The organism is Sphingomonas sp., assembly GCF_039595165.1.
In the GTDB taxonomy this organism is placed as follows: Bacteria; Pseudomonadota; Alphaproteobacteria; order Sphingomonadales; family Sphingomonadaceae; genus Sphingomonas.
The window spans coordinates 1-26,502 of record NZ_JBCNMA010000002.1; the positions used below are offsets into that span (position 1 = coordinate 1).

The window sequence follows — 26,502 nt, forward strand, 5'->3', positions numbered from 1 at the left end:
AATGCTTCTGGCTGCTTGGCGAGACATGATGCCGAAGCGGCTGATCGAGAGCGATTATTTCATCGCCAAGAACGGCTATGTCTCGCCAAGCAGCCAGAAGCATTACAACAATGACCGGCTCAATCCCTATGCCTATGGCGAAGGCGAGAAATTCTACTGGATTCGCCCGGGGGCGGTCGGCGGCAAATCGCTGATCTGGGGGCGCTGGAGCTTTCGCTGGAGCCCCGAGGATTTCGAGGCGAACAAGCGCGAGAATGTCGGGATCGACTGGCCGATCCGCTATGACGACATCGCACCGTGGTATGACTATGTCGAGAAGTTCGCCGGCGTCTCCGGCTCGCGCGAGAACCTCCCGCAGCTCCCCGACAGCCAGTTCCAGCCTCCGATCCCGATGAATATCGCGGAGAAGTGGATCAAGGAACGGCTCGAAGCGAATATGCCGGGGCGCAAGCTGATCAACTGCCGCATGTCCAACATGACCGAGGACAAGGAGGATCAGGGACGCACCAAGTGCCAGTTCCGCGCACAATGCGGGCGCGGCTGCTCGTTCGGCGCCTATTTCTCGACGCAGGCGGTCACCCTGCCCGCCGCGCGCGCCACGGGCCGCCTGACGCTCAGATCCGACGCGGTCGTCTCCAATCTCGAATATGACACCAAGACCAAGAGGGTGACGGGTGTCCGCCTGGTCGACACCAAGACCCGCAAGGCTGAGGTCATTCCCGCGCGGCTGGTATTCCTCTGCGCCTCCGCGATGGCATCGACGCAGATCCTGATGAACTCGCGCCCGGAAGGCAGCGGCAAAAGCCATTTCGACGCCAGCGGCACGCTCGGCCGCTATGTGATGGACCATATCTTCCGCGTCGGCATCTCCGGCGAGGTCCCAGGATTCACCGATTTCATCGAATATGGCCGACGTCCCGGCGGCGTCTATATCCCACGCTTCCGCAATGTCGGTGGCGAAGAGGGCGTGGGCTTCCGCCGCGGCTATGGGTACCAGGGCGGGGCATCCCGCTCCCCGGCCTATCCCGAGGGATTCGGCGCGTCGATGAAGCACGGCATGCGCCGCTACGGCCCGTGGAAGTTCGGCATGGGCGCGTTCGGCGAATGCCTGCCCTATGAGGATAATCGCGTCAGCCTGCATGCCGACAAGGTCGATCGGTTCGGCATCCCGCTGATGCGCTTCGACGTCACCTTCCGCGAGAACGAGATCCGCATGATGGACGACGCGCGAGCCGAGGGCGAGAAGATGCTCAGGGCGGCGGGCCTGCTCAACGTGACGAGTTACCGCGGCGAGCATGTTCCCGGCGACGCCATCCACGAGATGGGCGGGGCGCGCATGGGCGCCGATCCGCGCCAGTCGGTGCTCAACAAATGGAGTCAGGCGCACGATGCTGCCAACCTCTTCGTCACCGACGGCGCGCAGATGCCCTCGATCTCGTGCGTCAACCCGTCGCTGACCTTCATGGCGTTCACGGCGCGCGCCGCCGACCAGGCGGTCAAGCAGTTGAAGGCGGGCGCAATCTAGAACGGGTCTTGCCTCCTCGCCGCCATTCCCCTGCACGGGCATGGCGGCGGTTGGGCCGGGGGACGGAAGGGAGCGCGCGATGGATCCGACTGCCGACAAACCCCGACGCCGCCTCCGGCCGCTGCTTTGCGCGGTAGCGCTGATGACGGCGGGGGCGTGTCGCGCGCAAGGCCCCGCGGAAGAAACCGCGCGCCCGGCGTTCCGCGACGTGACGGCGACCCATGTGCCGCAAGCGCCCGAGTTGCACGCGCTCGACATCGCACTGGCCGATTTCGACCATGACGGCGATCTCGATGCGGCGCTTGCGGTCGAGGGCGCTCCCAACCGGCTTTATTTGAACGACGGCCAGGGCCGCTACATATGGCGCGAGGGGGCGTTCGGGAAACGCCCGCACGATACCGAACACGTCCGCGCCGCCGATTTCGATCGGGACGGCCACGTCGATCTGGTCTTTGTCGCCGAAGACGATCGGACGCACCAGTTCTTCCTCGGCCGCGGCGATGGCAGCTTCGTCGACGCGAGCGAGCGGCTGCCGGGGCGGAGCGTCGGCAACGGGCTGGCGGTGGGCGACGTGAACGGCGACCGCCTGCCAGACATCGTCGTTGGAAATTCGGGCATTTCGGGCGAGAAGGGCGAGCAGGGCGGCGGCAACTTCCTGTGGCTGAACGACCCCCGCCGCCCCGGCTGGTTCATCGACGCGACGAGCACGCATCTGCCCGCCATCCGCAATCAGGCCCAGAGCGTGGCGCTCGCCGATATCGATGGCGATCACGACCTCGACATGATCGTCGCCACCGAGGCGCCCCCTACCCGCTTGCTGGTCAACGACGGCAGGGGCCGTTTCACCGAAGCCTCCGAGAAGCTCCAGCAGCTCACGCCGCTCGAGACGCGCGAGGCGCATGTGCTGGACGCCAATGGCGACCAACGGCCGGACATCCTCCTGCTCAACCTGACGAGCAATGCGGGGAAATGGGAAAAGGATCCTCAGGCGCGGCTGCTGGTGCAGGACGCATCGGGACGGTTCGTTGACGAAACCGCACAGCGGCTTCCCGCCAATCGCTTTTCGAGCTGGGGCGGTGCGGTGATGGACGTCAATCGCGACGGCCATCCCGACCTGCTCATCGGTGCGATCGAAGTGCCGGGCTTCAAGCCGCTCCAGCTCCGCGCCTACATCAATGACGGCACCGGCCGTTTCCGCGACGTGACGACCTCCGCGTTACCCGACACCGTGTCCGGCCGGAGCTGGAGCATGGCCGTGGGCGACGTGAACCGGGACGGAATCGACGATCTTTTCATCGGAGGCTGGGGTACGCAGCTACGGTTGCTGTTCGGGGAGCGGTGAAGCGGCCGCGCCGACGCTGCGGGGTCGCAGCCACAGCGCGTGAGCGCCGCGCTCGGACGCGCCGGCCTGGGCGGGACGGCAGGTGCCGGTGCCGCTTCGCCCTCAAACCTTCGCTAGCCGCCAGCGATGGCGCTCGGCGTTCCGCGGCATTCAATAGTCGACAAAAAGGGAGGACAGAGTGGTCGTCAACCGTCGTGAGCTTGTCGTGTTACCAGCGCTGTTCTCAGTTGCCGCAATCGCCGAGTCGAGCGCAGCGGCCGCGCGCATCCAGGACGCGGAACCGCGAGGCGTTCGGGCCCCCACTCCTCCGATGGGATGGAACAGCTGGAACTCGTTCGCGACAACGCTGACAGAGGCCCAGGCGATCGAGACCGCCAAGATCATGGCCGGCAAGCTGCTCCCCTTCGGGTACGATGTCTTTACGGTGGATATCCAATGGTATGAACCGGGGGCGACCGGCTATACGTACCGCCAGGGTGCAGAACCGGCGATGGACGGTCACGGGCGGCTGCTCCCGGCGCCCAATCGCTTTCCTTCCGCGGTCGGCGGCCGTGGCTTCCGGCCATTGGCCGATCGGATTCATGCGCTGGGCCTGAAATTCGGCGTGCATCTGATGCGCGGAATTCCGAGGCTCGCCTATGAACGCGATCTGCCGATCCTCGGCACTGGCTATACGGCACGCGACATCGCCAATCCCAATTCCGTCTGCACATGGAACACCGACATGTTCGGCGTGGACATGAGCAAAGCGGGCGCCCAAGAATATTACAATTCGGTGTTCCGGCTGTTCGCCGAATGGGGCGTCGATTTCGTGAAGATGGACGACATGAGCCGTCCATATGGCATCAACTGGCCGGAGATCGAGGCCGCGCAGGCCGCGATCGGCGCGTCGGGCCGGCCGATGATCCTCAGCCTCTCTCCGGGAGAAACCGATCTGGAATGGGGGCCGCACGCGCAGCAGCATGCGCAGATGTGGCGCATCTCCGATGATTTCTGGGACGAATGGAAACTGCTCAAGGAGCAGTTCGCGCGGCTTGCCGCTTGGAACATCTATCGCCGGCCTGGCGCATGGCCCGACGCGGACATGCTCCCCCTTGGCGTGCTCGCCATGGGATCGCGCAAGACCAAGTTCACGGCGGAGGAGCAGCAGACCCTGATGACGCTTTGGTCGATCGCGCGTTCGCCGCTCATCATGGGCGGGGACCTCCGCGCGCTCGACGAGGCCACGCTGAAGCTGCTCACCAACCGCGAGGTGATCGCGGTCAACCAGCATAGCCGCAACAATGTCCAGGTCTCGAACGATGGCGAGCGGGTCGTCTGGACCGCCGAAGCCGCCGACGGCAAGAGCCGCTATCTCGCGCTGTTCAATATCGGCGACCATCCGCGGGTGATCGAACAGGAATTGAAGGCGATCGGCGCGCCACGAACGGCGAAGGCGACGGATTTGTGGACAGGGCGCACCGGCGACGTCGATACCCGGATTTCACTCGAGCTCCGCGACCACCAATCGGCGTTCTTCAAACTTAGCTGAGGTGCTCCAACCTATCAGCCGGTGCCGTCGCCGAAGCGGCAGCACCGGTCGTATTAGCGCAGCCAATCAACGCCATAGGGCTCTAGGCGCAGGGTGGCATTCCGTGTCTTGCCGGCCAGCAGCCGGATTGGCGTCCCTTTATGGCGACCAGCTTGGGTTCGATGGTCGTGTTGACATAAAGCGTGCGGCCATCGGTAGCTGGCCAGATAGTCGAATCCCTTGCGTTCGCTGCTGTCCCACAGATTGGAGATCGCAGGCTTTCCGGGCACTGTTCTCTTTCGGATCGCCTCCAGATCAGGTCAGCCGACCAATCCCGGTCCCATGATCTTGAGCGCGACGCCGAATGCGTGGCTCGCCGAGTCCGGCAGGGAGATTTCGATGCCTCCAGGCCGCGACTGGAATCGCAGCGGCGCCGCAGCACCGACCACCTCGACCCTGTCGACCGGCCTGCCCGCCAGCGAACGGATCAGCACGGTGCCCGACTGAGGCCGGCCGAGCGTCATCGCATAGAGCGCCCCGCGCTTGGTGGTGAAGCGGATGTCGGCTGCCGTGAACGGCTTCACCTTGCCTTCGCCGAATTGTCCCGATTCCACTTCCGTCGGTCCCTCGCCAAAGACGCCCCACGGGCGGGTTCCATAGATCGCCTCGCCGAACCGGCTGGTCCAGCCGCCGACTTCCTTGACGATGCGGCGCTCTTCGGAGTCGATCGAGCCGTCGCCGCGTAGCGGAACGCTGAGGAGCAGATTGCCGTTCTTCGCGACCACGTCGCACAGCCGGTGCACGACCGCCGCGGCGCCCATATAGGATTTGTCGATGAAGCGCTGGCGGTTGTAGTGCCAGTCGCCGAGACAGGTATCGGTCTGCCAGGGATGCGGCTGGATCCCGCTGCGAAAGCCCCGCTCCACATCCTCCACCAAGGCGGCGCGGCGCGCTTCGGGCATGTTCTTCGCATTGACGACGACGTCGAGCTTGCCGTGCCGCTTGTGCGAGCTGTTGTAGAAATAGGCGGTGATGTCGAGCCCGGCCTGACCCAGCGGAAGGTCGAAATTGTCGAAATAAAGCAGGTCGGGCTGATAGCTGTCGATCAGATCCTTGCAGCGCAGATACCAGCGTTTGACGAACTCCGGATTCTTCGCGGGCGGGTTCTCGTCCCATTTGCCGTTATGTTCCCATTGCCACTTCCTGGCGGCCGCGAGCGTCGTGATCCCGTCGGCCAGCGCGGCATTGCGGCCGCAATACAGGTTCTGGGGATCGAGCCCGTCCCACCATTTCCCGCGGCCATCGGCCTTGGTCAGCTTCCAGGCGTCATAGCGCTGTCCCGCGCGGGGTCCGACCGGATCATAGCCATAGGCGGTCTGGAACCAGTGCCAGGCATGCGCTGAATGGTTGGACACGCCGAAGCGCAGGCCGCGGGCGCGCGCCGCCTTGGCCCAGATCCCGATCAGATCCCGTTTCGGCCCGACGCGGGTGGAGTTCCATTCATGGTATTTCGATGCATAATTGTCGAAATTGTCGTGATGGTTCGCCAGCGCGACGAAATAGCGGGCGCCGGCACTGCGATACAGATCCAGCAGATCGTCGGGATTCCACTTTTCGGCCTTCCAGCGGTTGTTCATCTCCATGAAGCCGAGATCGGCCGGATGGCCGAAATGCTTCAGATGATGCTCATATTGCGGCTCGCCCTGCATATACATGTGCCGCGCATACCAGTCGCCCGCTTCGGGCACGCATTGCGCACTCCAATGCGCCCAGATCCCGAACTTGGCATCGCGGAACCAGTCCGGCGCCTGATAGGTCGAGGTGAAGGAATCCCAGCTCGGACGGAATGGCCCGGCCGCTTGAGCCAGGCCGGGTCCGGCATGAGCCGAGGCAGCCAGTGCGGACACGCCGGTCGCAGCGCCGGCCTTGAGAAAGTCACGCTTCGAAATCATCGTCGTCTCCCAAATAAGAGCAGCTATGGACGGACGGCGTTCAGGCGGATCTGCCGTGAAGGGAGCCCGTCGGCCTCGACCTCGATGACGATCGGGCCTGGCTTGTTTCCGGCGCGGATCGCCGCGAAGACTCGTCCGTGAAAGGTGCTGCGCTCCCCGGACTGGAAGCTGGCGGCATCGCGCGGATCGCCGTTGCCGATGCCTGCCAGCGTTCCCGCACCGCTCACCCGGACGCGCACCCGGCGATCCCCGGCGCGAGCGTAAAGCGGCGTGCCGGCCGCGTCCTTCAGCTCGATCGCCACATAGGCCAGCGCCTCGCCGTCGGCGGGCAGTTGCCGGCGGTCCGACGACAGATCGGCACGAGCGGCGTCGCCCGCGGTACGCAGCGTCCACCGGCCGGCCGGCCGCCCCTCGCGATAGCCGATCGCGACGAGTTCGCCCGCTTCATACGGCACCGTGAACAGCGCCTGATACCGGGTGGCGAGACCGACAGCCTTGCGACCAAGGCTTTTTCCATTCAGCGTCAGCTCGACTTCGGGGAACTCGGAATAGACCACCACCTCGAGCGGCTTCTTCTCCTGGCCCGCCCAGCTCCAGCTCGGATGGACGTCCTCGAGCGACCAATCGAGATGCGGCGGCTTGATCGGGAAGAAGAAGCGATCGGGCAGATCCTCGGTCCCGGCAGGCTGGCGGACGAAGGCGGCGATCGGATCGATGCCGGTCTTCCACAGGATCTGACGATAATAGGCCGCCGGCCGCTTCCGGCCGGTCGCGTCGATCTCGCCGCAATAGGCGAGGTGCCAGGGATAGGGGCCGAGCTTCTGCCAGTCCTGGCTATAGCCCATCCAGCCGATGCCGCTCTCTCCGAGATAGTCCACCGCCGTCCACACGAAGTCGCCGATGACCCAGGGATTCGTCTCGACCGTGCGCCAATAGGAGAACGCATCCTTGGACACGGATTCCGACGTGTACATGACCTGCTCGGGCAGGCGCTTGTGCTCTTCCTCGAACAGATGCGCCCGATAGTTATAGCCGGCCACATCGAGAACCGCGGATTGCGCGCGGCTTTGCGGGGGATCGATGCTTACCGCCTGAGTCACCGGTCGTGTGGGATCGAGCTGCCGGATGCGTTCGGCGAGTTGGCGCGCCGTCGCGACGCCCTCAGGGGCGCCCTGTTCGGGAATCTCGTTGCCGATGCTCCAGAACAGCACGCTCGGATGATTGCGGCCGCTGCGCACCATGCTGTCGATGTCCTGCGCCCAGTTCTCGGCGAAGAAGCGGGCATAGTCGCGGTCCCGCTTGCTCTTGGTCCAGGCGTCGAAGGCCTCGTCGATGACCAGCATCCCGAGCTCGTCGGCGGCATTGAGCGTCGCCTGGCTGGCGGGGTTGTGCGCGTTGCGAATCGCATTGTAGCCCGCCGCCTTCATCAACCGGACCTTGCGCCGGTCGGCGTTGGGCGCGCCGGCGGCGCCGATCATGTAATTGTCGTGATGGATGTTGCCGCCGCGCAGCTTCACCGGCGCGCCGTTGATGCGCAGGCCCTGACGGGCGTCGATCGTGATGGTGCGCAGGCCGAAGCGCGTGCGGCGCTCATCGGCCAGCTCGCCGCCGACGCGCACTTGCTGGACCAGCGTGTAGAGGTTCGGGGCGTCGGGCGACCACAAGGAGGGGCGGGCGAGTTCCAGCGTCTGCACGCCCTCGTCGCGCCCGCCCGGCGCGACCGACCGGACCTCGCGGGCCTCGCCGACCACCTTGCCCGCGCGAGAGACCACGCGCGAGATCAGCTCGACGCGCGCGGGCTCGTTCGACCGGTTCGCGATGGCGGCGCGCACCGAAACCACGCCGCGCTGTTGGGTGGCGACCGGCGTGGCGACGAAGATACTGTCCGGATCGAGATGGACGCGGCTCGACAACTCGAGCGTGACCGGGCGAATGATGCCGGACCCGGCATACCAGCGCGAGGAAGGATCCTCGTGGTTCACGCGAACGGCGATGACATTGCGCCCCGCGCGCAGCTTTCCGGTGAGATCGAACGCGAACGCGGTATAGCCGTAACGATGCCGGCCGAGATGCTCGCCGTTGAGCCAGATATCGGCGTCCATGTACACGGCCTCGAACTTGAGCCGCGCCATGCAGGCGGCCTCGGCCGCGCTCAGCGTCAGATGCCGACGATACCAGCCCTTTCCGCCGGGCAGATAGCCGGAGTCCTGTCCGGCCACCGCCTTGGGATCGAAGGGAGGCGAGCCGTCGGGCCTGTCCATGATCCCCCAATCATGCGGCACGACCACCTTCCGCCAGCGCAGGTCGTCGAGCCGCGGCCGCTCGCCGCCGGCAACGTCGCCGCGATGAAACAGCCAGTCCTGCGACAGGTTGCGGATCTGGGCCGAGGCCGGAGCAGCCATGCCGGCGACCGCCGCCGCGGCGGCCAACGCGTGGGTCATCCACCTAACGAACCGCATCGCCGCCCTTCGCCTCCACGGCGGTCACGGCCGCGCCGCGCGATGCTGCCGGCACCATGATCCGGATTCCGTTCGGCGCCTTGGACCACGTGACTTTGGTGCCGGAGAGATGCGCGGGCGCCGTCTTTGCGCGGCACATCGCCGAAATCGGATTTGGCCTCGCGGCGGTGAGCAAGCCGAGCCGATAAGGAAGATTGAGATAATCGCTCGGGTCCGCGCGCGGATCGACTCCCTGGTAGAGAAACCGCAGCGGGTTGCAGGGATCGATGGTCAAGCTCTGGTCGTTGCCCGCGCGAATCAGCTCGCCATGCGATATGTCGAGCGTTCAGCGCCCGCCCGGGTAATCGACGCTGCCCGATCCAGCGAACGGATCGGCCAGGCTGTCAGCCGAAGGCGTCCAGGATCCGTCGAGCCGATCGCTGGTCCAGGAGCGAAAATAGCGCCCCTTCGGCCCGATCGCCTCGACCATCGTGACGTAGGTGCCGGTACCCGCGACCTTGTAGGTCATGCTGGCCTCGAACAAGCGGTCGCGCGTATCGTTCAACACGACCTGCATATTTCCGAAACCCCGCGGAAAATGCTGCAGCGAGGTCTCGGACCGATAGAGGCGGCCATTGTCTCCGGTATTGAAGAGATGGCAGCGACTGTCGTCGCAGATCACCCAGAAATCCAGCCAGATCGGCCGGCCATCGTCCCCTTTGACCATATCCGGCACAGACGTGAAAAAGGGCTTTGGCGCGCTCCAGGATAGCGGATCGTCAATGGTGCTGGTCGTTGAATAGAGGGGGTCGCCGCCCTGGAAGATCATGTACCAGCGCTTCTGCGGCGCAAAGTAGAAGACCTGGGGCGCGGCGCGATACCCCGGGCCGATACCCGACCGGTCGAGGAACGTCAGGCGCGCGCCTCGCGCCTCACGCCAGGTGCGAAAGCTTGTATAGGCGAGTCCCCAGCCCTGAGGGCCGGCCGTCGTCATGAACACATGAAATTTGCCGTTCGCATAGACGACCGACGGATCCTTGACCGCAACCAGCCGATGCGCCGCATCTGACCTGGGCAGGATGAGCGGCGCGGTCGAGGACCATTGGAAGCGGCTGCCGCCCTCCGTTGGCCGCGCCGATGCCGGGACGGATGGGCGAGGCTCAGCCGGGGATGCTTCGACGGCCGCGGCTTGTCCCGTCGTGATCTGCGCATAGGCCGGGAGCGCGATCGTCGCGGACGCAGCTCCGAGGAGAGAGCTGAGCATCACGAAGGCCGATGGGCGGCTTGTGCGGTTTCGAATTCGTCGCATGGCGGTCGGATCCATTGTGAGGGGCAGGATTCCCTTGAGCCGGTCTCTCGGCTACGCTTGGTCGCCGGAGGCGCCGCTACGCGCCACGCACGGGTACGCGATAGGATAGCGCGCGGAAGATCACGTCCCCCTTCCCCGCCGCGTAGAAAGCCGGCCGGAGGCTGAGGAAGCCGTCGGCCACATTGTGGTTGTAGCCGGCGACCTCGACCGACCGTTCCTTGGTCCAGGTTCTGCCGTCGAGACTGTGGAAGAAGGTTACGATATTCTCGTCGTTGACCACCCGCATATGCAGTCGGCGGCTGGAGGCGGGACCGCCGGGGGGCCAGCGCTCCTCCTGACCGATGCGCCAGGCGTGGAGCTTGCCGTCGCTGAGGCCGATGCCGCAGAACAGCTTTTCGTTGTAGAACAGCAGCAGGCCGCCTTGCGCGCCACCCTCGACCTCGACCTCGACCTCGATCTGATAGGCGCGGTCGCCCGCGACGAAGGTGAGCGGCGAGCAATCGGCGGGCCCGGCGCCGCGGCCGGCGAGGCGCAACGTGCCGTTCTTCAGCTGCACCCGGTCGGCATAGTCGCGGTCCATGGTCTGGAACGCCATGCGCGTCGCGAACATGTCGCCGGTGAAGCCCGAAAGCGCGGCGCCATGCTTCCCCGCACGCGTGCCGCGTGGCTTGGCCAGCGGCCGCGACAGGTCGCCGCCCAGCGCGCGCGGCCAATCGTCGGCGGTCCATTCCATGGGTTCGAGCAGCATCTGCCGGCCGAGAGTGCGGAAACCGTTCTCATAGCCGTGATAGATCATCCACCAGTCGCCGCCCGGTCCCTCGACCGGCGTGGCGTGGCCGCGCGACCACCACGCCTCTTTGCGGTTCGCGGTGCGGACGATCGGGTTGTGCGGGCAATTCTCCCACGGGCCATCGATCGAGCGCGAGCGCGCCGCGACCACCATGTGGCTGGTCGGCGGGCCTGCCGTGCCGCCCTGGCCCGAGAAGAGATAGAACCAGCCGTTGCGGCGCATCACCTTGGGGCCTTCAAGCGCGAAGCCCTCGATGATCCAGTCGTCGGGGATCGGCCAGCCGCCATAGACATGCTCGACCGGTCCCGCCGCCGACAAGCCGTCGTCGCTGATCCGCACGCGGTTGCCTGCGTTGAAGAACAGATAGCGCTTGCCGTCCTCGCCCACGGCGTGGCCCGGGTCGATCAGATTGTCGATCTTCATGTCGATCGGATCGCTCCACGGACCGGCCATATTGTCGGCGTGGATCACCCAGGTCTTGATGCCGCGCTTGGCGTCGCCGGGATCGAGCGCGGGGATGTAGATGAAATAGCGCCCGTCATGCTTGGCGATGTCGAGCGCCCAGACGATGCCGATATGCTGCTTGAGCGCGCTGGTCAGCGGCGTCCAGTTCACCAGGTCGCGCGAATGCCAGATCGGGATGCCCGGATAATATTGGAAGGATGAGAAAGTCGCGTAATAGTCCTCACCGTCCTTGAGCACATTGGGGTCGGGCCGGTCGCCCGCGAGCACGGGATTGAGGTAGCGCCCGTCGCCCAGATCCGCCTTGCGCTGGCCTTCGATCCCCGGCTTCCACGCGGGTGCCGGATCGCCGCAGCTGTCCGTTTGCGGCGATCCGGCGGCGGTGCGCGCACCGCCCGGCAGCGTGAGACCAGCCCCGGCCAGCGCAAGAGCAAGGGTCTGGCGGCGCGTGGTTTCCATCGACTTCAACTCCAACGCGGCGCGCATGCGCCGATGCGGCGATTCCGAGCGCGGGGCCCGAAGCTATTTGCGGGGCGCGGCCCCGAGTGGCTCGAGCTGCGCGAAGACCACATCATTGGTCCGCATCGGGACGCGCAGCGTGTAGCGCCCATCGGCGCCGATCCGGACGGTCGCGCGCGTTTCCGGCTTGTCCTGCGTCAGCGCGCGAAGCTCGCCGAGCTGCCCGGCGCTGAGGTCCTTGGGCGAGCCCATTTGCAGGTAGCGCGTATGCGCGTCGTTCGCCTGGAACCCCGTGCGCCGCACCGTCACCCGGTAGGTGCCCGGCGCAAGGCCGGCGAAGCGCAGCTCGGCCCGGGCCACGGGCTGTGCCGGCAGCACCTCGGTGAAGAAGGGCCGGTTGCTCAGCGTCTGCTCGGGCTGGGTCCAGTTCCAGAACACCACGCCGGTGCGGCCCTTTCCGGTCGCGGCGACCACCGACTCGTCCGCCGACGGCACCTCGCGCCCGTCGAGCTGGTTCAGATATTTGTACGCGAAGAACGTGGCCTTGGGGATGCCCTCGCGGTTGACCAGGCCGAAGCCGCCATGGAAGGGCCTCGGCGGCGGCCCCGCTTCCTCGAACAAATCGCTATAGGTCCAGTAGCTCATCCCCTGGGCATAAGGCCGCGTCGCCTTGAGCTTGGAGAGGACATAGGCGGCGCTGATATAGCTGTCGTGGACGGGATCGCGCGGATTGTAGCTCGCGCTCCATTCGGTGAAGAACAGCGGCAGGTTGGGGAATTTGGACGCCGCGATCTGCTGGCGAACCCGCCGCACGTCGCCGGTCACCGCATCGGGATTGGTCGAGAGCTTGTTGTCGTCCTCGCCCTTCTCGTCGAGGAAGCCGCCGTCGACGCCATAAGTGTGGGTCGTCACGAAATCGACCGGGATGCCGCGGCTGGCGGCATAGTCGAGGAACTCGGGGACCCAGGCCGCGCCCGCGGTGGAAGGTCCGCCGACGCGCAGCGCCGGGTCGATCGCCTTGATCGTGCGCGCGCTGTTCTCATAGAGCTCGAAATAGGCCTTCCGGTCGGCGCGCTCCCAGAATCCGGCGAGGTTGGGCTCGTTCCACACCTCGAAATACCAGCTGCGCACTTCCGCCTCGCCATAGCGCTGGCGCAGATGGCGCACGAACGCGTCGACCAGCGCGGCCCAGGCCTTGGGCTCGGGATGCGACGTGTTGCCCTTCCAGTAGAAGATCGTCTGCTTCGAACTCGCCATCGCCTCGGGCGTGAAGCCCAGCTCAACGAACGGCTTGATCCCCATGCCGAGCAGCGCGTCATAGAGCTGGTCGATCTTGGTCCAGTCATAGACGGTCTCGCCGTCGACGACGCGGACGGTGCCGAGCACGTCGTGGAAGATCGCGTGGAAGCGGATGTAGCGGAAGCCGAGTTCGTCCCGCGCGGTCTTGAGCTGCGTCAGGCTGTCGGGCCGGATCAGGGTGCCGGGATAGTCCGCGCCCACCGAGAAGTTGAAGGAGCGATCGAGCGGAGCGCCCGCCTTGGCGACATCGATCTCGATGCGGCGTACCTCCTGCGCATGCGCCGCGGGGCCGGCGCCCGCGCCGGCGCCGGCAATGGTCAGCAGCACGCCGGCGAACAGATTGGATGCGGAGCGACTCCGTCTCATTTCATATCCCTGACTGGTCTGGCGGCGGGGCGGCGCATGTCAGGCCGCGCCGGGCGGTCGTGCCGCACAATGCTGTGCGATGAACGCTTCATGGGTGGGCATCGCAGCCGCGGTCTTGCCGATCACGTCGCGCAGGTGATGCAGGAAGCGGCCGGTTTCGGGGATCGGCAAAGACTCGGCGAGCGGATCGTACCCGCGCGGCACGATATTCTGCCCGAGCAGCACCGCGATCCAGCTGTCCTCGCCGAACAGATCGCCATGCGCCTTGAAGTTGCGCGCCTTGCCGCGCCACAGCTCGATCCGCTCGGTCAGGCTCTCGGGCACCGGCATCGTCCGGCAATAGTCCCAGAAACTGGAATCGCTCCGTTCGGTGGCGTGGTAGTGGAGGATGATGAAGTCGCGCACCTGGTCGTATTCGCGCGTCAGCCAGCGGTTGTATTCGTCACGCTCGACCTCGCCGAAGCCGGTGTCGGGGAACAGCGCCATCAGGCGGAAGATGCCCGACTGGATGAGGTGAATGCTGGTCGATTCGAGCGGCTCGATGAAGCCGCCCGACAGGCCGATCGCGATGCAGTTCTTCTCCCACAGCCGCTCGCGCCGGCCGGGGGTGAAGCGCAGGTAGCGCGGCTCGGCGGCAGGCGCGCCGTCGAGCCCGCCGAGCAGGTCGTGCAACGCATCTTCGTCGCCACAATGCGCGCTCGAATAGACATGGCCGTTGCCGATGCGGTGCTGCAGCGGGATGCGCCACCGCCAACCCGCTTTGCCGGCGGTCGCACGCGTATAGGGCGTGAGCGGCTCCACGCTCTCGCACGGAATCGCGATCGCGCGGTCGCACGGCAGCCAGTGAAGCCAGCTGCGATAGCCGACGCCCAGCGCCTCGCCGAGCAGCAGCGAGCGGAAGCCGCTGCAGTCGACGAACAGCTCGCCTTCGACGCGACGGCCGTCGCCGAGCACGACCGCGGTGATGAAACCGGTCTCGCTATGCTGCTCGACCGTCGCGATCTTGCCCTCGACGCGCTTGACGCCGCGATCCTCGGCATAGCCGCGCAGGAAACGCGCATACAGGCCGGCGTCGAAATGGAAGGCATAGGCCATTGACGACAGCACCGCCGCCGGGTTCGCCGAGGGGCGGGAGAAACGGTTCAGCCGCGCCGCGACGGTGGGCAGGCAATAATCGGAGAGCGGTCCCACCTCACCGTCCGATCCATTGAGCCGCGACTGGCGCAGCCAGATCTGGTGGAACTTGACCCCCTGGGTGTCACGGCCGTGGATGCCGAAGGGGTGGATGTAGCGATCGCCCTCCCGGCCCCAGTTGACGAACTCGATGCCGAGCTTGAACGTCGCCTGGGTGGCGCGGACGAATTCGTCCTCATCGATGCCCAGCAGGCCGTTGAAGTCGTGGAGCGGCGGCACGGTCGCCTCGCCCACGCCGACCGTACCGATCTCGTCGGATTCGACCAATGTTACCGACACCCCCGCGGCGGCGAGCCGCGAGAGCGTGGCGGCGGTCATCCAACCGGCGGTTCCCCCGCCGACGATCACGACGCTGGTGATCGGCCGTGCCACACCCCCGGCCGTCATGCCGCCGCCTTCGATCCGAAACCATGCTTCGTCGCATGTTCGACGAGCTGGCGGTTGGTGGGGAGATTGGCCACCGCATAGTCGCCCTGTCGCCGCACCTCGGCAAAGGCGGCGCGTGCGTCATCGAAATAACGATAGGCACCGGCCCTGGCGCTCAGGTCGGTCTTCCACCCCATGCCATAGAGCACATATTGCCAGCTCGCCTCGGGAAAGATGTCGATATTGGGATCGATGTCGAGCTCGCTCGGCGGACGGAAGCGCCAGCGGTCGAGCAGTTCGTGCAGGCTGTCGGGCGCGCTTCCCGGCTCGGTATTGTCGCGCCAGAACGCGGTGTCACGGCGCTGTGTCAGCAAATAGTGCATCTTGATGAAGTCGAGCGCGCGCTCATAGCGGCGGCGCATGATCTTGTTGAACTGGCGGGCGGAGGTCTCGAAGTCGCCGCCCCAGGGAAACAGGTTGGCAACCAGCGCGGCGGCGACTTCGGAGAAGACGATTCCCGTAGCCTCCAGCGGCTCGAAGAACCCGCTCGACAGCCCGATCGCGACGCAGTTCTTGTGCCAGCTGATCTCGCGATAGCCCGCCTCGAACCGGAATTTCCGAACATCGAGATCCGCGCCCGCCGGCCCGGCGAAGCCACGCAACACGTCCTCTGCCCGCGCGTCGTCGGTATGCGCGGAGGAATAGACATGGCCGACGCCACGGCGATGATCGAGGCCGATGTCCCAGATCCACCCCGCTTCCTGCGCGGTCGAGACGGTGGTCGAGGCGATCGGGCTGTCGGATGCGGGATAGGGCACCTGCATCGCCATCGCGCTGTCGCAGAACAGCACGTCGCGGCACGAACGCCAGGGCATGCCGAGCGCCTTGCCGATCAGCTCCGCGCGAAAGCCGGTGCAGTCGATGTAGAGGTCAGCCTCCAGCACGCCATTGGCTTCGGTCCGCACGCCAGCGATCGCGCCGTCCTCGCCCAGCACGACTTCGGAGACCGTATCGACAAGGTGGGCGACGCCATTGGCGACCGACTGGTCGCGCAACAGTTCCGCCAGCTTCACCGCGTCGAAGTGAAACGCGTAGTTGAGCGGTCCCGCATAGTCGGGATGCGCGGGCAGCTTGGGCGCACGATGCGCGTCGGCCGCCTTGCGCTGCGGGGTCGCGGCCATGTCCCAGCCTTCGTCGCCGGCGATGCCAAACAGCCAGTAAGGAAGCAGTTCCAGCCCCGAACGATCGTCGGCCGTCTGGAAGGCGTGCAGATACCGGTCGTCGCTTCCGGTACGCCAGTTCACGAACTTGGCGCCCTGCTTGAAGGTGGCGCCGCAGCGGCGCACCAGCTCGGCCTCGTCTACCCCGATCGTCCCCAGCGTCTTGCGGATCGTGGGAAAGGTGCCCTCGCCGACGCCCAGGATGCCGATCCCGGCGGATTCGACCAGGCGGATATCGACGCCGCCCGGAAGGTCGGCAGCGAGCCGCTTGGCGAGATAGCCCGCAGCGAGCCACCCCGCGGTACCGCCGCCGACGATGAGGATCTGCTTTTTCATCCGCCCCTCCTGAGGACGGCCGGCAATTGGCCGGCCGCCCCAGGGACCCTATACTAGAAGGACAGGTTCGCGCCGAGGCTGACGCGCCGGTCGCTCTGGAACCAGCTGCGCGTATAGATGGCGTCGTTCTTGTAGCCGCCCATCAGCGTCCGCTGGGTCGCGTTGAGCACGTTGGTGCCCTTCACGGTGAACGAGAGCTGGTCGGTCACCTTGTAGGTTACGCCCACATCGACCTGGCCATAGGCGTCGCCGTAGGTCGGCAAGGCGGTCTGGATGCGCGAGCAGAAGCCGTTGTTGGGCTGGGCGCAGTCGAAGTCCTCGGCCGGGACCCCGGGAGCGGGGTAGTAACTGTACGCCTGATTGGTGCCGTTCGCGTTGGTCGTCTGCAGATATTTCGACCGCCAGCTATAGGCCACGCGCGCGGAGAGATTGCTCCGTTCATAGAGCAGGGTGACGTTGTAATTGTGCTTCGAGAGCCCTTGGAGCGGAGCATCGTTGCGGATCGTGCCGAAGATGTCGCGATACAGATCGCCCGGGTTCTTGCTGTTGATGAACGTATAGTTGGCCTCGATGCCGAACCCCGCCAGAAAGCCTGGCAGCATGTCGAAGAAGGTGCGGCCGCCGACTTCGATGCCCTTCACCGTCGCCGCCTCCGTGGCCGTGACAACGTCCGAAGCCGCCGCCAGCGCGGTCTCGGTCGTCCCGTCCTGATAGCGGATCGTGACCTCACGCTCCCCGAGCGAGTAGATCGGCAGGTCCTTGATGTGCTTGTAGAAGCCGTTGACGTAGAACAACGTTCCCGGCTTCGCATACCATTCCAGCGATATATCCACATTGTTGGACATGGCCGGCTTGAGGAACGGATTGCCCGTCGAGGCGGTGAAGTTGCTGAAGATGGCAGGCTGGCCCTGAACCGGATTGGCCACCGTGCCGACACCGATCTCACCGCCGCCGCGCGTCGCGTTGAAGGTCGGCAGGTCCATCGTGATGTTGTATGCCGCCCGCAGCTTGACGTCCTCGCTCGGCTGGAGCTGCAGGTTCACCGCCGGCAGGAACCGGGTGAAGGTCGCGCTGCCGCCGCGCGGATCGACTCGGCGGTCCAGGGTCACCGTCTGGCCGTTGCGAATATAGGTGAGCGCGTTCTGGATGATGAAACCCTGCGACTCGTTCTTCACCCGCACGATGCGTCCGCCGACATTGCCCGAGAAGCCGAGCTTGCCCTCCTCATAGTCGCGCCCGAAGCGAACCTGGGCATAGCCCGCGAAAGTCTGAGTCCGCCACGTCCCAAGATCCTGCGGCAGGAATGCGGCCGTGCGTGCCCGCGGGTTGCCATAGGTGCTCGAAGAGAGCGGTCCGGCAGACGCGCAGTTGAAGTAGGTTGGATTGCCCCAGTCGGCCGGCCCGCAGAAATTGGCCGGCGGCGCCTGGTGGAGGTCGTCGGGGTTGACGCCCTCGACCAAGGCGATTGACGGCCACAGCGTATTCGCGGGAACCGCGATCTGGCCGTGGAAGAAATTGTCGAAGGCGTAGAATTCGGTATCCCCCGGCGCCGCATTGGCAAAGGTCAGCTGCGGCGAATAGGGCGTCGGGACGCCGGTCCAGCCGCGGCCGAGCGCAGTCCAGGTATAGCCGTTGTTGAGATCGCGCTCCCGGCGGTCCGACCAGCGGCCGCCGACCTTCACCGCTTTGAAGAAGCTGTCCTCGAACAGATATTCCGCGTCGAGGTTGGCCGCGTTCATCGTGCCGCGGTTGCGCTCGTTGTGCGGCATCGCCGCGGCCCAGATGTAATTGGCCGGGTTGCTGAACTGGCCCGGGGCCATCGCGGGGAGAGTGACCTTCGGAAACTCGCCGGTCAGATCGAACCCGAACGACGAGGGAAAGGGCACCTCGCGGAAGATCGCGAGACGGTCGGCCTGAGATGTCGACAGGACGTTCTGATAAGCGCCCGAAAGCTTGAACGGCCCCTGGCCCGGCTGCCAGCTGAACTCGGCCGAGATATCCCGAGTCAGCGACTTCGAGCGCGTCCCTTCGGTGCCGCCGCCGCCGGTGATGGCGGCGCCGGAGGGCTGGAAATCCGTCACACGGCGCAGGAACATCGAGTTGGTCGAGAGCAGCGCGCCATTCTCGTCGAACGTGCTCCCGGCACGATCGACCGACAGGTTCTGCAACGCCTGCATCGCGAAGTGCGACTGGTTGTGGTTCTTGTAGCGCGACTGGAAGAAGATGCCGGTCAGCGTGAAATCGTCGCTCGGCGCCCACTGCCCGGCGACATAGATGCCGGTGCGGTCGCGCTTGAACTGCTCGTCGCCATAATCATAGCCGCCGGGGATGAACACGTCCTCGGTATCGCCCGGCAGGCGCCGGCGGAAATAGGGCTCGGTGCGGAAGAAATTCGACCGCGAGGTCAACCGGCTGTGTGCCAGGTCGACGAGCAGGCCGATGTCGCCGATGCCGGTGCTCCAGCGGTTCGAGAGCAGGAACGAGCCGGCATAGTCGGTCTGTTCCACCAGGTCGCCCATGCTGACCTCGAGGCTGCCCGCGGCATGCCAGCCGGGCGAGAAGTCGAACGGCAGCTTGGTGCGCAGATCGATCTGGCCACCGGTGCCGCCTTCGATCAGATCGGCGGTGGCCGACTTGTAGATGTCGACCGCGGACATGAGCTCGGGCGTGACGTCGCCCCAGATCAGCCCGCGTCCGCCATTGGCGCTGAAGATCTCACGGCCGTTGAGGCGCGAGGCGACGCCGGAAAGGCCGCGCACCTGGACGCCAGACCCCTCGACGGAGAAATGGTCCGGATCGCCCAGCGCCGCGAAGCGCACGATGCTCACGCCTGAAACGCGCTGCAGCACTTCGGTGATCGAGTTGTCGGGCAGCTTGCCGGCCTCGTCGGCGACCACCGAGCTGATGATGCTTTCCGACGCCCGCTTGCGCGCGTCAGCCGCCTCGAGAGCGCGACGGCGAGCAGTAATGATGACGTCTTGCTCGCTCGACTGACCACCATCCTGCGAGGCAGCCACTCCCTCGGCCGGCGACGCCGCTTCCGGGTCCGTCGCCCAAGCAGGCGGTGCGATTCCCATCGCGGCAATCGCCAGCCAGGACGCCCCCAGCCTCGCGCTGATCTTGTCGGAAATGTTAGCGCTAACAGACATGTTCGACATTCACGAACCCTCCCCTTGAAATAAACGGCGACGCCGTGGGCCGCATCTACCTCGGATGCGACTCCCTCTTTTTGATAGCGCTAACCTTCCAGCCCCGGTCAGCGCTGTCAACCGAAAATTGTGACAGTTTGCTTGCGTTTGATAGTTCTTTTCAAATGCTCTTCCGGACTCACCCCGGACACTCGCTGGCGTTCGGATCGGAGACGATCCGCGCGTCGCCGATGCTGACCGTGAACGGCGCGGCGGCAGTGATGCGCAGCGGCGAGGCGACCTTCTTGAGGCCTGGATTGACCTTGGCGAAGCATTTGAGACTGATCGTGGCGGTCTGCCATTCGCCGGGCTTGCGGCTGAACATCGCGGTCGCGGCAAGCCCCCTGCCGCCCGCGCCGTCAGGAATTGCCAGCTCGACGGGCCCCACGGGCGTGGTGTCGACGCGATAGAGAATCCGCAGCGACAGATCGGCGTTGCTCTCGCGCGACCAGTCCATTTCCGGCCCGGCGATGGCGAATGCCGCGGGCGCGCCGCCCGACCATGTGAGGCGCATCGCGCCCTCCTGCTGAGTCGGCGAATCGACCGCCGTCCGCGTGACTCCGGCACCCAGTGCGACGGTGAACGGCGCCGGTGTCGCGCCGCGCGCGAAGAACACCGAGCGGTTGGACAGGCTGGCGTCGACGCCCGACACTTCGCTCAGCGCGCCGAGCGGCTTGGCCGGGGTGCGATAGTCGAGCCCGAAGCCATAGGCGAACAGCGGGTCATAGCCCGGCTGGCCGGGGTTGAGCACGAACTGGCCCGCGGTCTTGGGCCAGGAGAAGCTCAGCCGCCCCTGGAAATCGTGGCGCGGCTTGCCCGCCTTGTCCCCGATCAGCACGTCGGCGATGCCGCCGCCCTCGCTGCCCGGCAGCCATGCCGCGACGAACGCGTCGGAAGCGTTGATCTCCGGGTTGACCCAGAGCGGCCGGCCCGAGAGGAACACCGACACGGTCGGGATGCCCGCCGCCTTGAGCTTCCTGAGCGTCGCCAGCGCCTGCTTGTCGCCCGGCTCGAACTCGAGCGAACGGATGTCGCCGCGCATCTCGGCATAGGGCGCCTCGCCGAACACCACGATCGCCACATCCGGCTTGGCGGTGAAGCTGCCGTCGAGGCTGAGCGTCGCACTGCCGCCCTGCGTGCGCATCGCTTCGTCGATCCCTTCCCAGATCGTCTGGGCGTTGGGGAAGTCGCTGCGCTGGTTGCCGTCGCCCTGCCAGCTCAATGTCCAACCGCCCGCCTGCGGCCCCATGTCGTTCGCCGCCGCGCCTGCCACCAGCACCTTGGCGCTGCCCCGTACGGGAAGCAGCTTTCCCTCGTTCTTGAGCAGCACCAGCGACTTGCGCACCGCCTCGCGCGCGACCGCGCGATGTTCCGGCGCGCCCATCAGCCCGGCGCGGCCGTCATAGGGACGCGGCGCGTCGAACAGGCCGAGCTTGAACTTGACGCGCAGGATGCGGCGCACCGCGTCGTCGATCCGCGCCATCGGGATCGCACCGCTCTTCGCCTGCGCCAGCGTGCTCTCGTACAGCCCCTTCCACGTGTCCGGCGCCATCACCATGTCGATGCCGGCATTGATCGCGCGCGCGCAATCGGTGCGCGTGCAGCCGGGGATCTGGGCGTGGCCGTTCCAGTCGCTGACGACGAAGCCGTCGAACCCCATCTTGCCCTTGAGCACGTCGGTCAGCATCGACTTGTTGCCGTGCATCTTCTCGCCGTTCCAGCTGTTGAACGACGCCATCACGGTCATAACCCCCGCATCGATCGCCGCGACATAGCCCTGGGCATGAGTCGCGATCAGCGTCTTCTCGTCGACCTGCGTGTCGCCCTGGTCGGTGCCGCCGGTGGTGCCGCCGTCGCCCAGGAAATGCTTGGCCGATGCGGCGACATGACCCTGCTGGATCGTCCCGCCGGCGCGCGCGCCCTGCAACCCGTCGATCAGCGCCTTGGCATAGGCCTTGGAGATGTCGGGCTTCTCCGAATAGCCCTCATAGGCGCGGCCCCAGCGATCGTCCTGCGGCACCGCCAGCGTCGGGCCGAACGCCCAGTCGATCCCCGCCGCCGCCGTCTCCAGCGCGGTGATGCGCCCGATCTTCTCGATCAGCGCCGGATCGTCGGTCGCGCCAAGGCCGATATTATGGGGGAAGATCGTCGCGCCGACGATGTTGCTGTTGCCGTGGACGGCATCGATGCCGAAGATGTTGGGGATCGGCACATAGCCGGGGCGTCGCTCGAGCGAGACCGCGCGAAACGCCTGCGCCGAGGCGAGCCATGGGCCGATCGCCGAGCGATCGGGGGCGCCGAGCGGCGGCGAGCTGCCGCCCGCCAGGATACTGCCGAGGGGGTATTTGCGCAGATCCTCCGGCTTGATCGTGCCGATATCGGCCTGGATCAGCTGGCCGACCTTCTGCTCGATCGAGAGCCTGGCGAGCAGTTCGTCGATCTTCTTCTCGGTCGCCGGATCGACCAGCCCGACGCTCTTCGCCGCCGGCCATAGCTCGGGGTGCGCGGTCGAGGCCGGGCCGTCCTGGCCCGCCGCGCCGCCGACAGACAGCGTTGTCCCCGCCAACAGCAACCATGCCATTCCTGCCTTCACGGCGCTCTCCCAAGGTTGATTTTATCGGATCGTTGATGAAAATGTGAGCGCTACCATAATGCGAGGGGAGGCCATGTCCACATTTTTCCGAATCGCTCTCGGCGCCCTGTCCGCCATGGCCGTCATCCTCGCCGTGCCTGCCCCCGCGCGGGAGGCCGGCCCGGCGCAATCCGTCCCTTATCGCTGGAGCAACGTCAAGGTCGGCGGCGGCGGCTTCTCGCCCGGCGTGATCTTCAGCCGCGCGGAGCGCGGGCTCGCTTATCTGCGCACCGATATCGGCGGCGCCTATCGTTGGGACGCGAAGGCAAGGCGCTGGATCCCGCTTCAGGACGGAATGGGCGAGAGCAACTATCATGGGATCGAGAGCATCGCCGCCGACCCGCGCAACCCGGACATCGTCTATCTCGCCGCGGGCATGTACCATCGCGGACCTGCCGCGATTCTGCGTTCGGCGGATCGCGGGGCAACCTGGACGATCGTCCCTGTTCCGTTCAGGATGGGCGGCAACGAGCCGGGGCGCGGGCTTGGCGAGCGGCTCGCGATCGATCCCGCCGACCCGGCCATCCTCTATTTCGGATCGCGTTTCGACGGACTGTGGCGCAGCACCGATTCGGGCGCGACATGGAGCAAGGTCGCCGGCTTCCCCCATGCCGGCAAACCGGTCCCGGCCGAGCGCTGGAGCAGCAACGCCGGGGTCAGCTTCGTGCTGTTCGACCGGTCGAGCGCAAAGGGCGGCAAGTCGCGGACCATCTACGCCGCGGTGGCCGATCCGGATGGGCAAGGCCTTTACCGCTCGTCTGATGGCGGCTCGAGCTGGGCCAGGGTGCCTGGCGGGCCCACCGGACTGATGCCCGCAAAGGGCGACATCTCCGACGACGGCCGGCTGGTGGTCGCCTATTCGAACGGGATAGGGCCGAACGGGGTATCCGGCGGAGCGGTGTGGCGGCTGGCGGGCGGGCAGTGGACGGACATCACGCCCGGCAAGGGCAGCGCGCACGGCGGCGGCTATATGGCGATCAGCCTTGCACACAGCGCGCCCGGCACGCTGGCGGTGGCGACGATGAACGCACACCCCGACACCGCCTATGTCTCGACCGACTGGGGCACGACCTGGACCGATATCGGCAAGGGCAGTCGCCGCGACATCGCCGCCGCGCCATGGCTGCGGTTCGACGAGAAGGAGGCCGATTTCGGCCACTGGATCGCGGGCATCGCGGTCGATCCGTTCGATGCGGGGCACATTGCCTACACCACCGGCGCGACTGTCTATGCGACGGACGGCTGGCGCACCGGCCTGTGGAAACCCTGGACCGAGGGAGTCGAGGAGACCGCGATCGTCTCGCTCGCCAGCCCGACAGGCGGCGCCAACCTGATCTCCGGTTTCGGCGATATCGCCGGGTTCGTGCACGACGATTTCGCGGTCTCGCCACCCACCATGCACCTCACCCCTCATCTCGTGACCACCATCAACCTCGACTATGCGGGGCAGGCGCCCGCCATCATGGTTCGCAGCGGGCGCGTGCACCAAGGGCAGAAGACCGAAGCGACGCTCGCGCTGTCCCGGGATGGCGGGCGGTCATGGGAGCCGGTCCTGCTCCCGCCTTATGCCGAGGTGGGCGAGAGCGAGGTCAAGCGCCACGACCTCATCAAGACGCCTGCGATCACCGTCTCCGCCGATGGCGCAGTGCTCGCGGTGGCGACGCCGACCCCGTTCTTCTCGCATGATGGCGGCATCACCTGGACCTCGGGCCTCAATGCGCCCCGCGAAACCCGCGCGGTCGCAGACAAGGTCGATCCCAGGCGCTTCTACATGCTCGACTTCAGCTCGGCGAAGCTGTTCGTCAGCAATGACGGCGGGCGCAGGTTCCGCGCCGCCGCGGCCTTGCCCGGCGATCTCTCGAAGGCGCGCACCTTCAATGTCGAGTCGCCGTGGCCCCTGGCTGCCTCTCCGTTTGCCGCGGGCGACCTGTGGCTCAATATCGACGGCACGCTGCACCGCAGCCGCGACGGCGGACGCAGCTTCGCCGTCGCGAGCAAGGGGCTGGAGATCAGGCGCTTCGCGTTCGGCAAGCCTGCGCAAGGCTTGGCGGAACCGACGCTCTTCGCCTTCGGCACGCAAGCCGGCGTCACCGGCATCTGGCGATCGACCGACGCCGGCAAGAGCTGGCTGCGGGTCAATGACGACGCCAACCAATGGGGCAACCGAATCCGCGTGATCGAGGGCGATCCGCGGATCTTCGGCCGGGTCTATGTCGGCACCGACGGGCGCGGCCTGCTCTATGGCGAGCCGCGCTGAGCGGGTTCAGGGCAGCGCGATCTCGAACGGCGTCACCGGCAGCCCGTCGCGATCGTAGAGATTGGCGATCGGGCTGTCGGCCCAGAGATAGCGCAGCTTGCTGTCGCCGGACGCCGCATCGACGAGGACGGTAGAGGCGTCGACCAGCCGCGCCGTGACGAAGCGGCACCCGCTCGCACCGCAGGTTTCGAAGCCGAGCGGTCCGGCGCCGCCGATCACCTGCAGCGGACGGTCGAACGTCAGCCGGACCTTGTCGCTCGCGCGCGCCGCCGCCGGGAGCTGCGCATTGCTCGCCCCCTCCATGGCTAGGGCGAGGCGGAGGCCGACGCTCTTCTTGTCGGTCGGGTGGATGTCGCGCGGGTCGCCGACATCGATCGCCACCGCCATGCCGGCGTCGCGATCTGCCGCGACGGTCGCGCGCTGGACGTCGCGCAGCGCTGCCCAGGCGGAATCGATCGGCTGGCTTTGCATCGGCCCGAAATTGGCCAGCTGGACGATCGCGAACCGCTTGGTCGAGAAACGCTCGCGCCAGTCGGCCATCAGCGAGGGCAGTAGCTTCGCATAGCCCGCCGGATCTCCGACATTGGCCTCACCCTGATACCAGGCGATTCCGGCGAGGGGGATGCGGCCCAGCGGCGCGATCATGCCATTGTAGAGGGTCGTCAGGCCGTTCGCGCCGACCCAGGGGACATAGGGCGCAGGTCCCGCCCGGCGAAGGTCCGCGCCGCGTTGAAATTGCCAGGGGCCATTGAGCGGGACCGAGCTGCCATCGTCCAGCTCGATCCGGCGCGGCGTGCTTCCCCACATCCCGCCCCCGCCGCCGGTATCGACCACCTGCATCTCGATCCGGTTGACGCCGGCACGGAGCTGGCCGGGGGTAAGCGCGTAGACCCGATCGGTGTTCCATCCCGTGGTTGCGCCGATCCGCTGCCCATTGACGAGCGTGCGGTCGAGATCGTCGACCGCGCCGAGATGGATTCGCCGCGCGCGCCGCGCCTGATCGGCGGTCAGCGTCACTTGCGTCGTGAACGCCCCGGTGCCGTCGAAGGTCGCGAGCTCACCGCCCCACTCCTCCCAGAAGCGGCCGGGATCTGCCGGGACCGGGGGCGCGAGCGTCGCCATCGCGCGCTTGAGATAGCGATCGATCTCCGCCTCCCACACCCGCTGTGCGGCTGCCGGATCGGTACCGCGGAGCGCAAGCAGGGCCAGTCCGTCGTCGAACCCGCCATTGCGGCGCAGGCCGGCCTCGCTCAGCCAGTCCTGAATGATCGATCCGCCCCAGGAGGCGGCGATCAGCCCGACCGGTACCTTGCGGCGGCGCTGCAGCTCGGCGCCCATGAACCAGCAGGCGGCGGAAAAGTCGCGTGCGCTTGCCGGGGCGGACGGCTGCCAGAGGGTCGGCGCCGCGAACTGCGCCTGCGGCGTCGTGCTGCTTTGGCGCGGAACGTTGAACAGGCGAAGCGCCGGATTGGCGCTCGCGCCGACGGCACCATCGGCGTTGGTGGCGACGCGCAGCGTAAACTCCATGTTCGACTGGCCCGAACACAAGAAGACGTCGCCCACCGCTACATCGGCAAGCCGCAGCGTCTCGCCGCCCGAGCGCACGGTGAGCGTGGTCGAGGCGCGCGTCCCGCTCCCGGGCAGCTCGATCCGCCAGCGGCCCGCGTCGTCGGCGCGGCCGGTAACCGCGGGGGAATCGCCGAGCTGCGCAATGACCTCCGCTCCCGGCGCGGCAATGCCGTCGACCGGAATAGAACGATCGCGCTGCACCACCATGTGATCGGAAAAGACCGGCGCGAGTTTGAGCGTTTGCGCTCCAGCCGGAGCTGCCCATGCCAACACCAGCGCAAGCGCCGT

The 26,502-nt window shown here is 66.6% G+C and carries 13 protein-coding genes and 1 pseudogene; 4 read left to right on the plus strand and 10 right to left on the minus strand.

Features of this window, described 5'->3' with window-relative positions:
- The 3 genes from ABDV68_RS00455 to ABDV68_RS00465 all read left to right on the plus strand — a co-directional run.
- On the plus strand, positions 1-1,525 hold a 1,525-nt coding region (locus ABDV68_RS00455; protein WP_343517677.1), incomplete at its 5' end, for a GMC family oxidoreductase.
- Between the two features lie 40 nt (positions 1,526-1,565).
- On the plus strand, positions 1,566-2,867 hold the full coding sequence (locus ABDV68_RS00460) for a VCBS repeat-containing protein (protein ID WP_343517678.1): 1,302 nt from the start codon (positions 1,566-1,568) through the stop codon (positions 2,865-2,867).
- A gap of 310 nt (positions 2,868-3,177) precedes the next feature.
- Positions 3,178-4,398: a glycoside hydrolase family 27 protein gene (locus tag ABDV68_RS00465; RefSeq protein ID WP_343517726.1), complete on the plus strand. Its 1,221-nt coding sequence runs from the start codon at positions 3,178-3,180 to the stop codon at positions 4,396-4,398.
- Positions 4,399-4,697: 299 nt separating this feature from the next.
- On the opposite strand, the gene ABDV68_RS00470 is transcribed toward ABDV68_RS00465, so the two are convergent.
- From ABDV68_RS00470 to ABDV68_RS00510, 9 genes and pseudogenes are all read right to left on the minus strand, one after another.
- Positions 4,698-6,329, minus strand: coding sequence for an alpha-L-fucosidase (locus tag ABDV68_RS00470; RefSeq protein WP_343517679.1), 1,632 nt, complete (start codon positions 6,327-6,329; stop codon positions 4,698-4,700).
- A 23-nt stretch (positions 6,330-6,352) separates the two neighbouring features.
- The gene (locus tag ABDV68_RS00475) at positions 6,353-8,770 is read right to left on the minus strand and encodes a glycoside hydrolase family 2 TIM barrel-domain containing protein (protein ID WP_343517680.1); all 2,418 of its coding nucleotides are present in this window, start codon (positions 8,768-8,770) and stop codon (positions 6,353-6,355) included.
- Between the two features lie 4 nt (positions 8,771-8,774).
- Positions 8,775-10,091 (minus strand): annotated as a pseudogene (locus tag ABDV68_RS00480) (non-reducing end alpha-L-arabinofuranosidase family hydrolase).
- 61 nt (positions 10,092-10,152) lie between these two features.
- The gene (locus tag ABDV68_RS00485; RefSeq protein ID WP_343517681.1) at positions 10,153-11,787 is read right to left on the minus strand and encodes a family 43 glycosylhydrolase; all 1,635 of its coding nucleotides are present in this window, start codon (positions 11,785-11,787) and stop codon (positions 10,153-10,155) included.
- Positions 11,788-11,850: 63 nt separating this feature from the next.
- Positions 11,851-13,452 (minus strand): beta-xylosidase, encoded by a 1,602-nt coding sequence (locus ABDV68_RS00490; RefSeq protein WP_343517682.1) that lies wholly within the window; start codon positions 13,450-13,452, stop codon positions 11,851-11,853.
- Between the two features lie 39 nt (positions 13,453-13,491).
- The gene (locus tag ABDV68_RS00495; protein WP_343517683.1) at positions 13,492-15,033 is read right to left on the minus strand and encodes a tryptophan halogenase family protein; all 1,542 of its coding nucleotides are present in this window, start codon (positions 15,031-15,033) and stop codon (positions 13,492-13,494) included.
- Positions 15,030-16,568, minus strand: a complete 1,539-nt coding sequence (locus ABDV68_RS00500) for a tryptophan halogenase family protein (protein ID WP_343517684.1) — start codon at positions 16,566-16,568, stop codon at positions 15,030-15,032. Before ABDV68_RS00500 ends, ABDV68_RS00495 begins: the two co-directional genes overlap by 4 nt.
- 53 nt (positions 16,569-16,621) lie before the next feature.
- Positions 16,622-19,717 carry a TonB-dependent receptor gene (locus ABDV68_RS00505; protein WP_343517685.1) on the minus strand — a complete coding sequence of 1,032 codons (3,096 nt, stop codon included), beginning with the start codon at positions 19,715-19,717 and terminating at the stop codon, positions 16,622-16,624.
- 178 nt (positions 19,718-19,895) lie between these two features.
- A complete protein-coding gene (locus ABDV68_RS00510) occupies positions 19,896-22,337 on the minus strand; it encodes a glycoside hydrolase family 3 N-terminal domain-containing protein (protein WP_343517686.1) in 2,442 nt (813 codons plus the stop codon).
- An 85-nt stretch (positions 22,338-22,422) separates the two neighbouring features.
- Between ABDV68_RS00510 and ABDV68_RS00515 the strand changes: the two genes are divergently transcribed.
- A complete protein-coding gene (locus tag ABDV68_RS00515) occupies positions 22,423-24,645 on the plus strand; it encodes a hypothetical protein (protein ID WP_343517687.1) in 2,223 nt (740 codons plus the stop codon).
- Positions 24,646-24,651: 6 nt separating this feature from the next.
- Here the strand turns inward: ABDV68_RS00515 and ABDV68_RS00520 are convergent, their stop codons facing one another.
- Complete coding sequence (locus tag ABDV68_RS00520) at positions 24,652-26,415, minus strand: sialate O-acetylesterase (RefSeq protein ID WP_343517688.1); 1,764 nt, start codon at positions 26,413-26,415, stop codon at positions 24,652-24,654.
- Positions 26,416-26,502: the final 87 nt, after the last annotated feature.

Bases quoted from the DNA above. Each gene is read 5' to 3' on its own strand.
- ABDV68_RS00500 (WP_343517684.1), bottom strand. From the start codon at position 16,568: ATGAAAAAGCAGATCCTCATCGTCGGCGGCGGTACCGCGGGGTGGCTC.
- ABDV68_RS00505 (WP_343517685.1), bottom strand. From the start codon at position 19,717: ATGTCTGTTAGCGCTAACATTTCCGACAAGATCAGCGCGAGGCTGGGG.
- ABDV68_RS00495 (WP_343517683.1), bottom strand. From the start codon at position 15,033: ATGACGGCCGGGGGTGTGGCACGGCCGATCACCAGCGTCGTGATCGTC.
- ABDV68_RS00490 (WP_343517682.1), bottom strand. From the start codon at position 13,452: ATGAGACGGAGTCGCTCCGCATCCAATCTGTTCGCCGGCGTGCTGCTG.
- ABDV68_RS00470 (WP_343517679.1), bottom strand. From the start codon at position 6,329: ATGATTTCGAAGCGTGACTTTCTCAAGGCCGGCGCTGCGACCGGCGTG.
- ABDV68_RS00510 (WP_343517686.1), bottom strand. From the start codon at position 22,337: ATGGCATGGTTGCTGTTGGCGGGGACAACGCTGTCTGTCGGCGGCGCG.
- ABDV68_RS00515 (WP_343517687.1), top strand. From the start codon at position 22,423: ATGTCCACATTTTTCCGAATCGCTCTCGGCGCCCTGTCCGCCATGGCC.
- ABDV68_RS00460 (WP_343517678.1), top strand. From the start codon at position 1,566: ATGGCGGCGGTTGGGCCGGGGGACGGAAGGGAGCGCGCGATGGATCCG.
- ABDV68_RS00465 (WP_343517726.1), top strand. From the start codon at position 3,178: ATGGGATGGAACAGCTGGAACTCGTTCGCGACAACGCTGACAGAGGCC.
- ABDV68_RS00475 (WP_343517680.1), bottom strand. From the start codon at position 8,770: ATGACCCACGCGTTGGCCGCCGCGGCGGCGGTCGCCGGCATGGCTGCT.
- ABDV68_RS00485 (WP_343517681.1), bottom strand. From the start codon at position 11,787: ATGGAAACCACGCGCCGCCAGACCCTTGCTCTTGCGCTGGCCGGGGCT.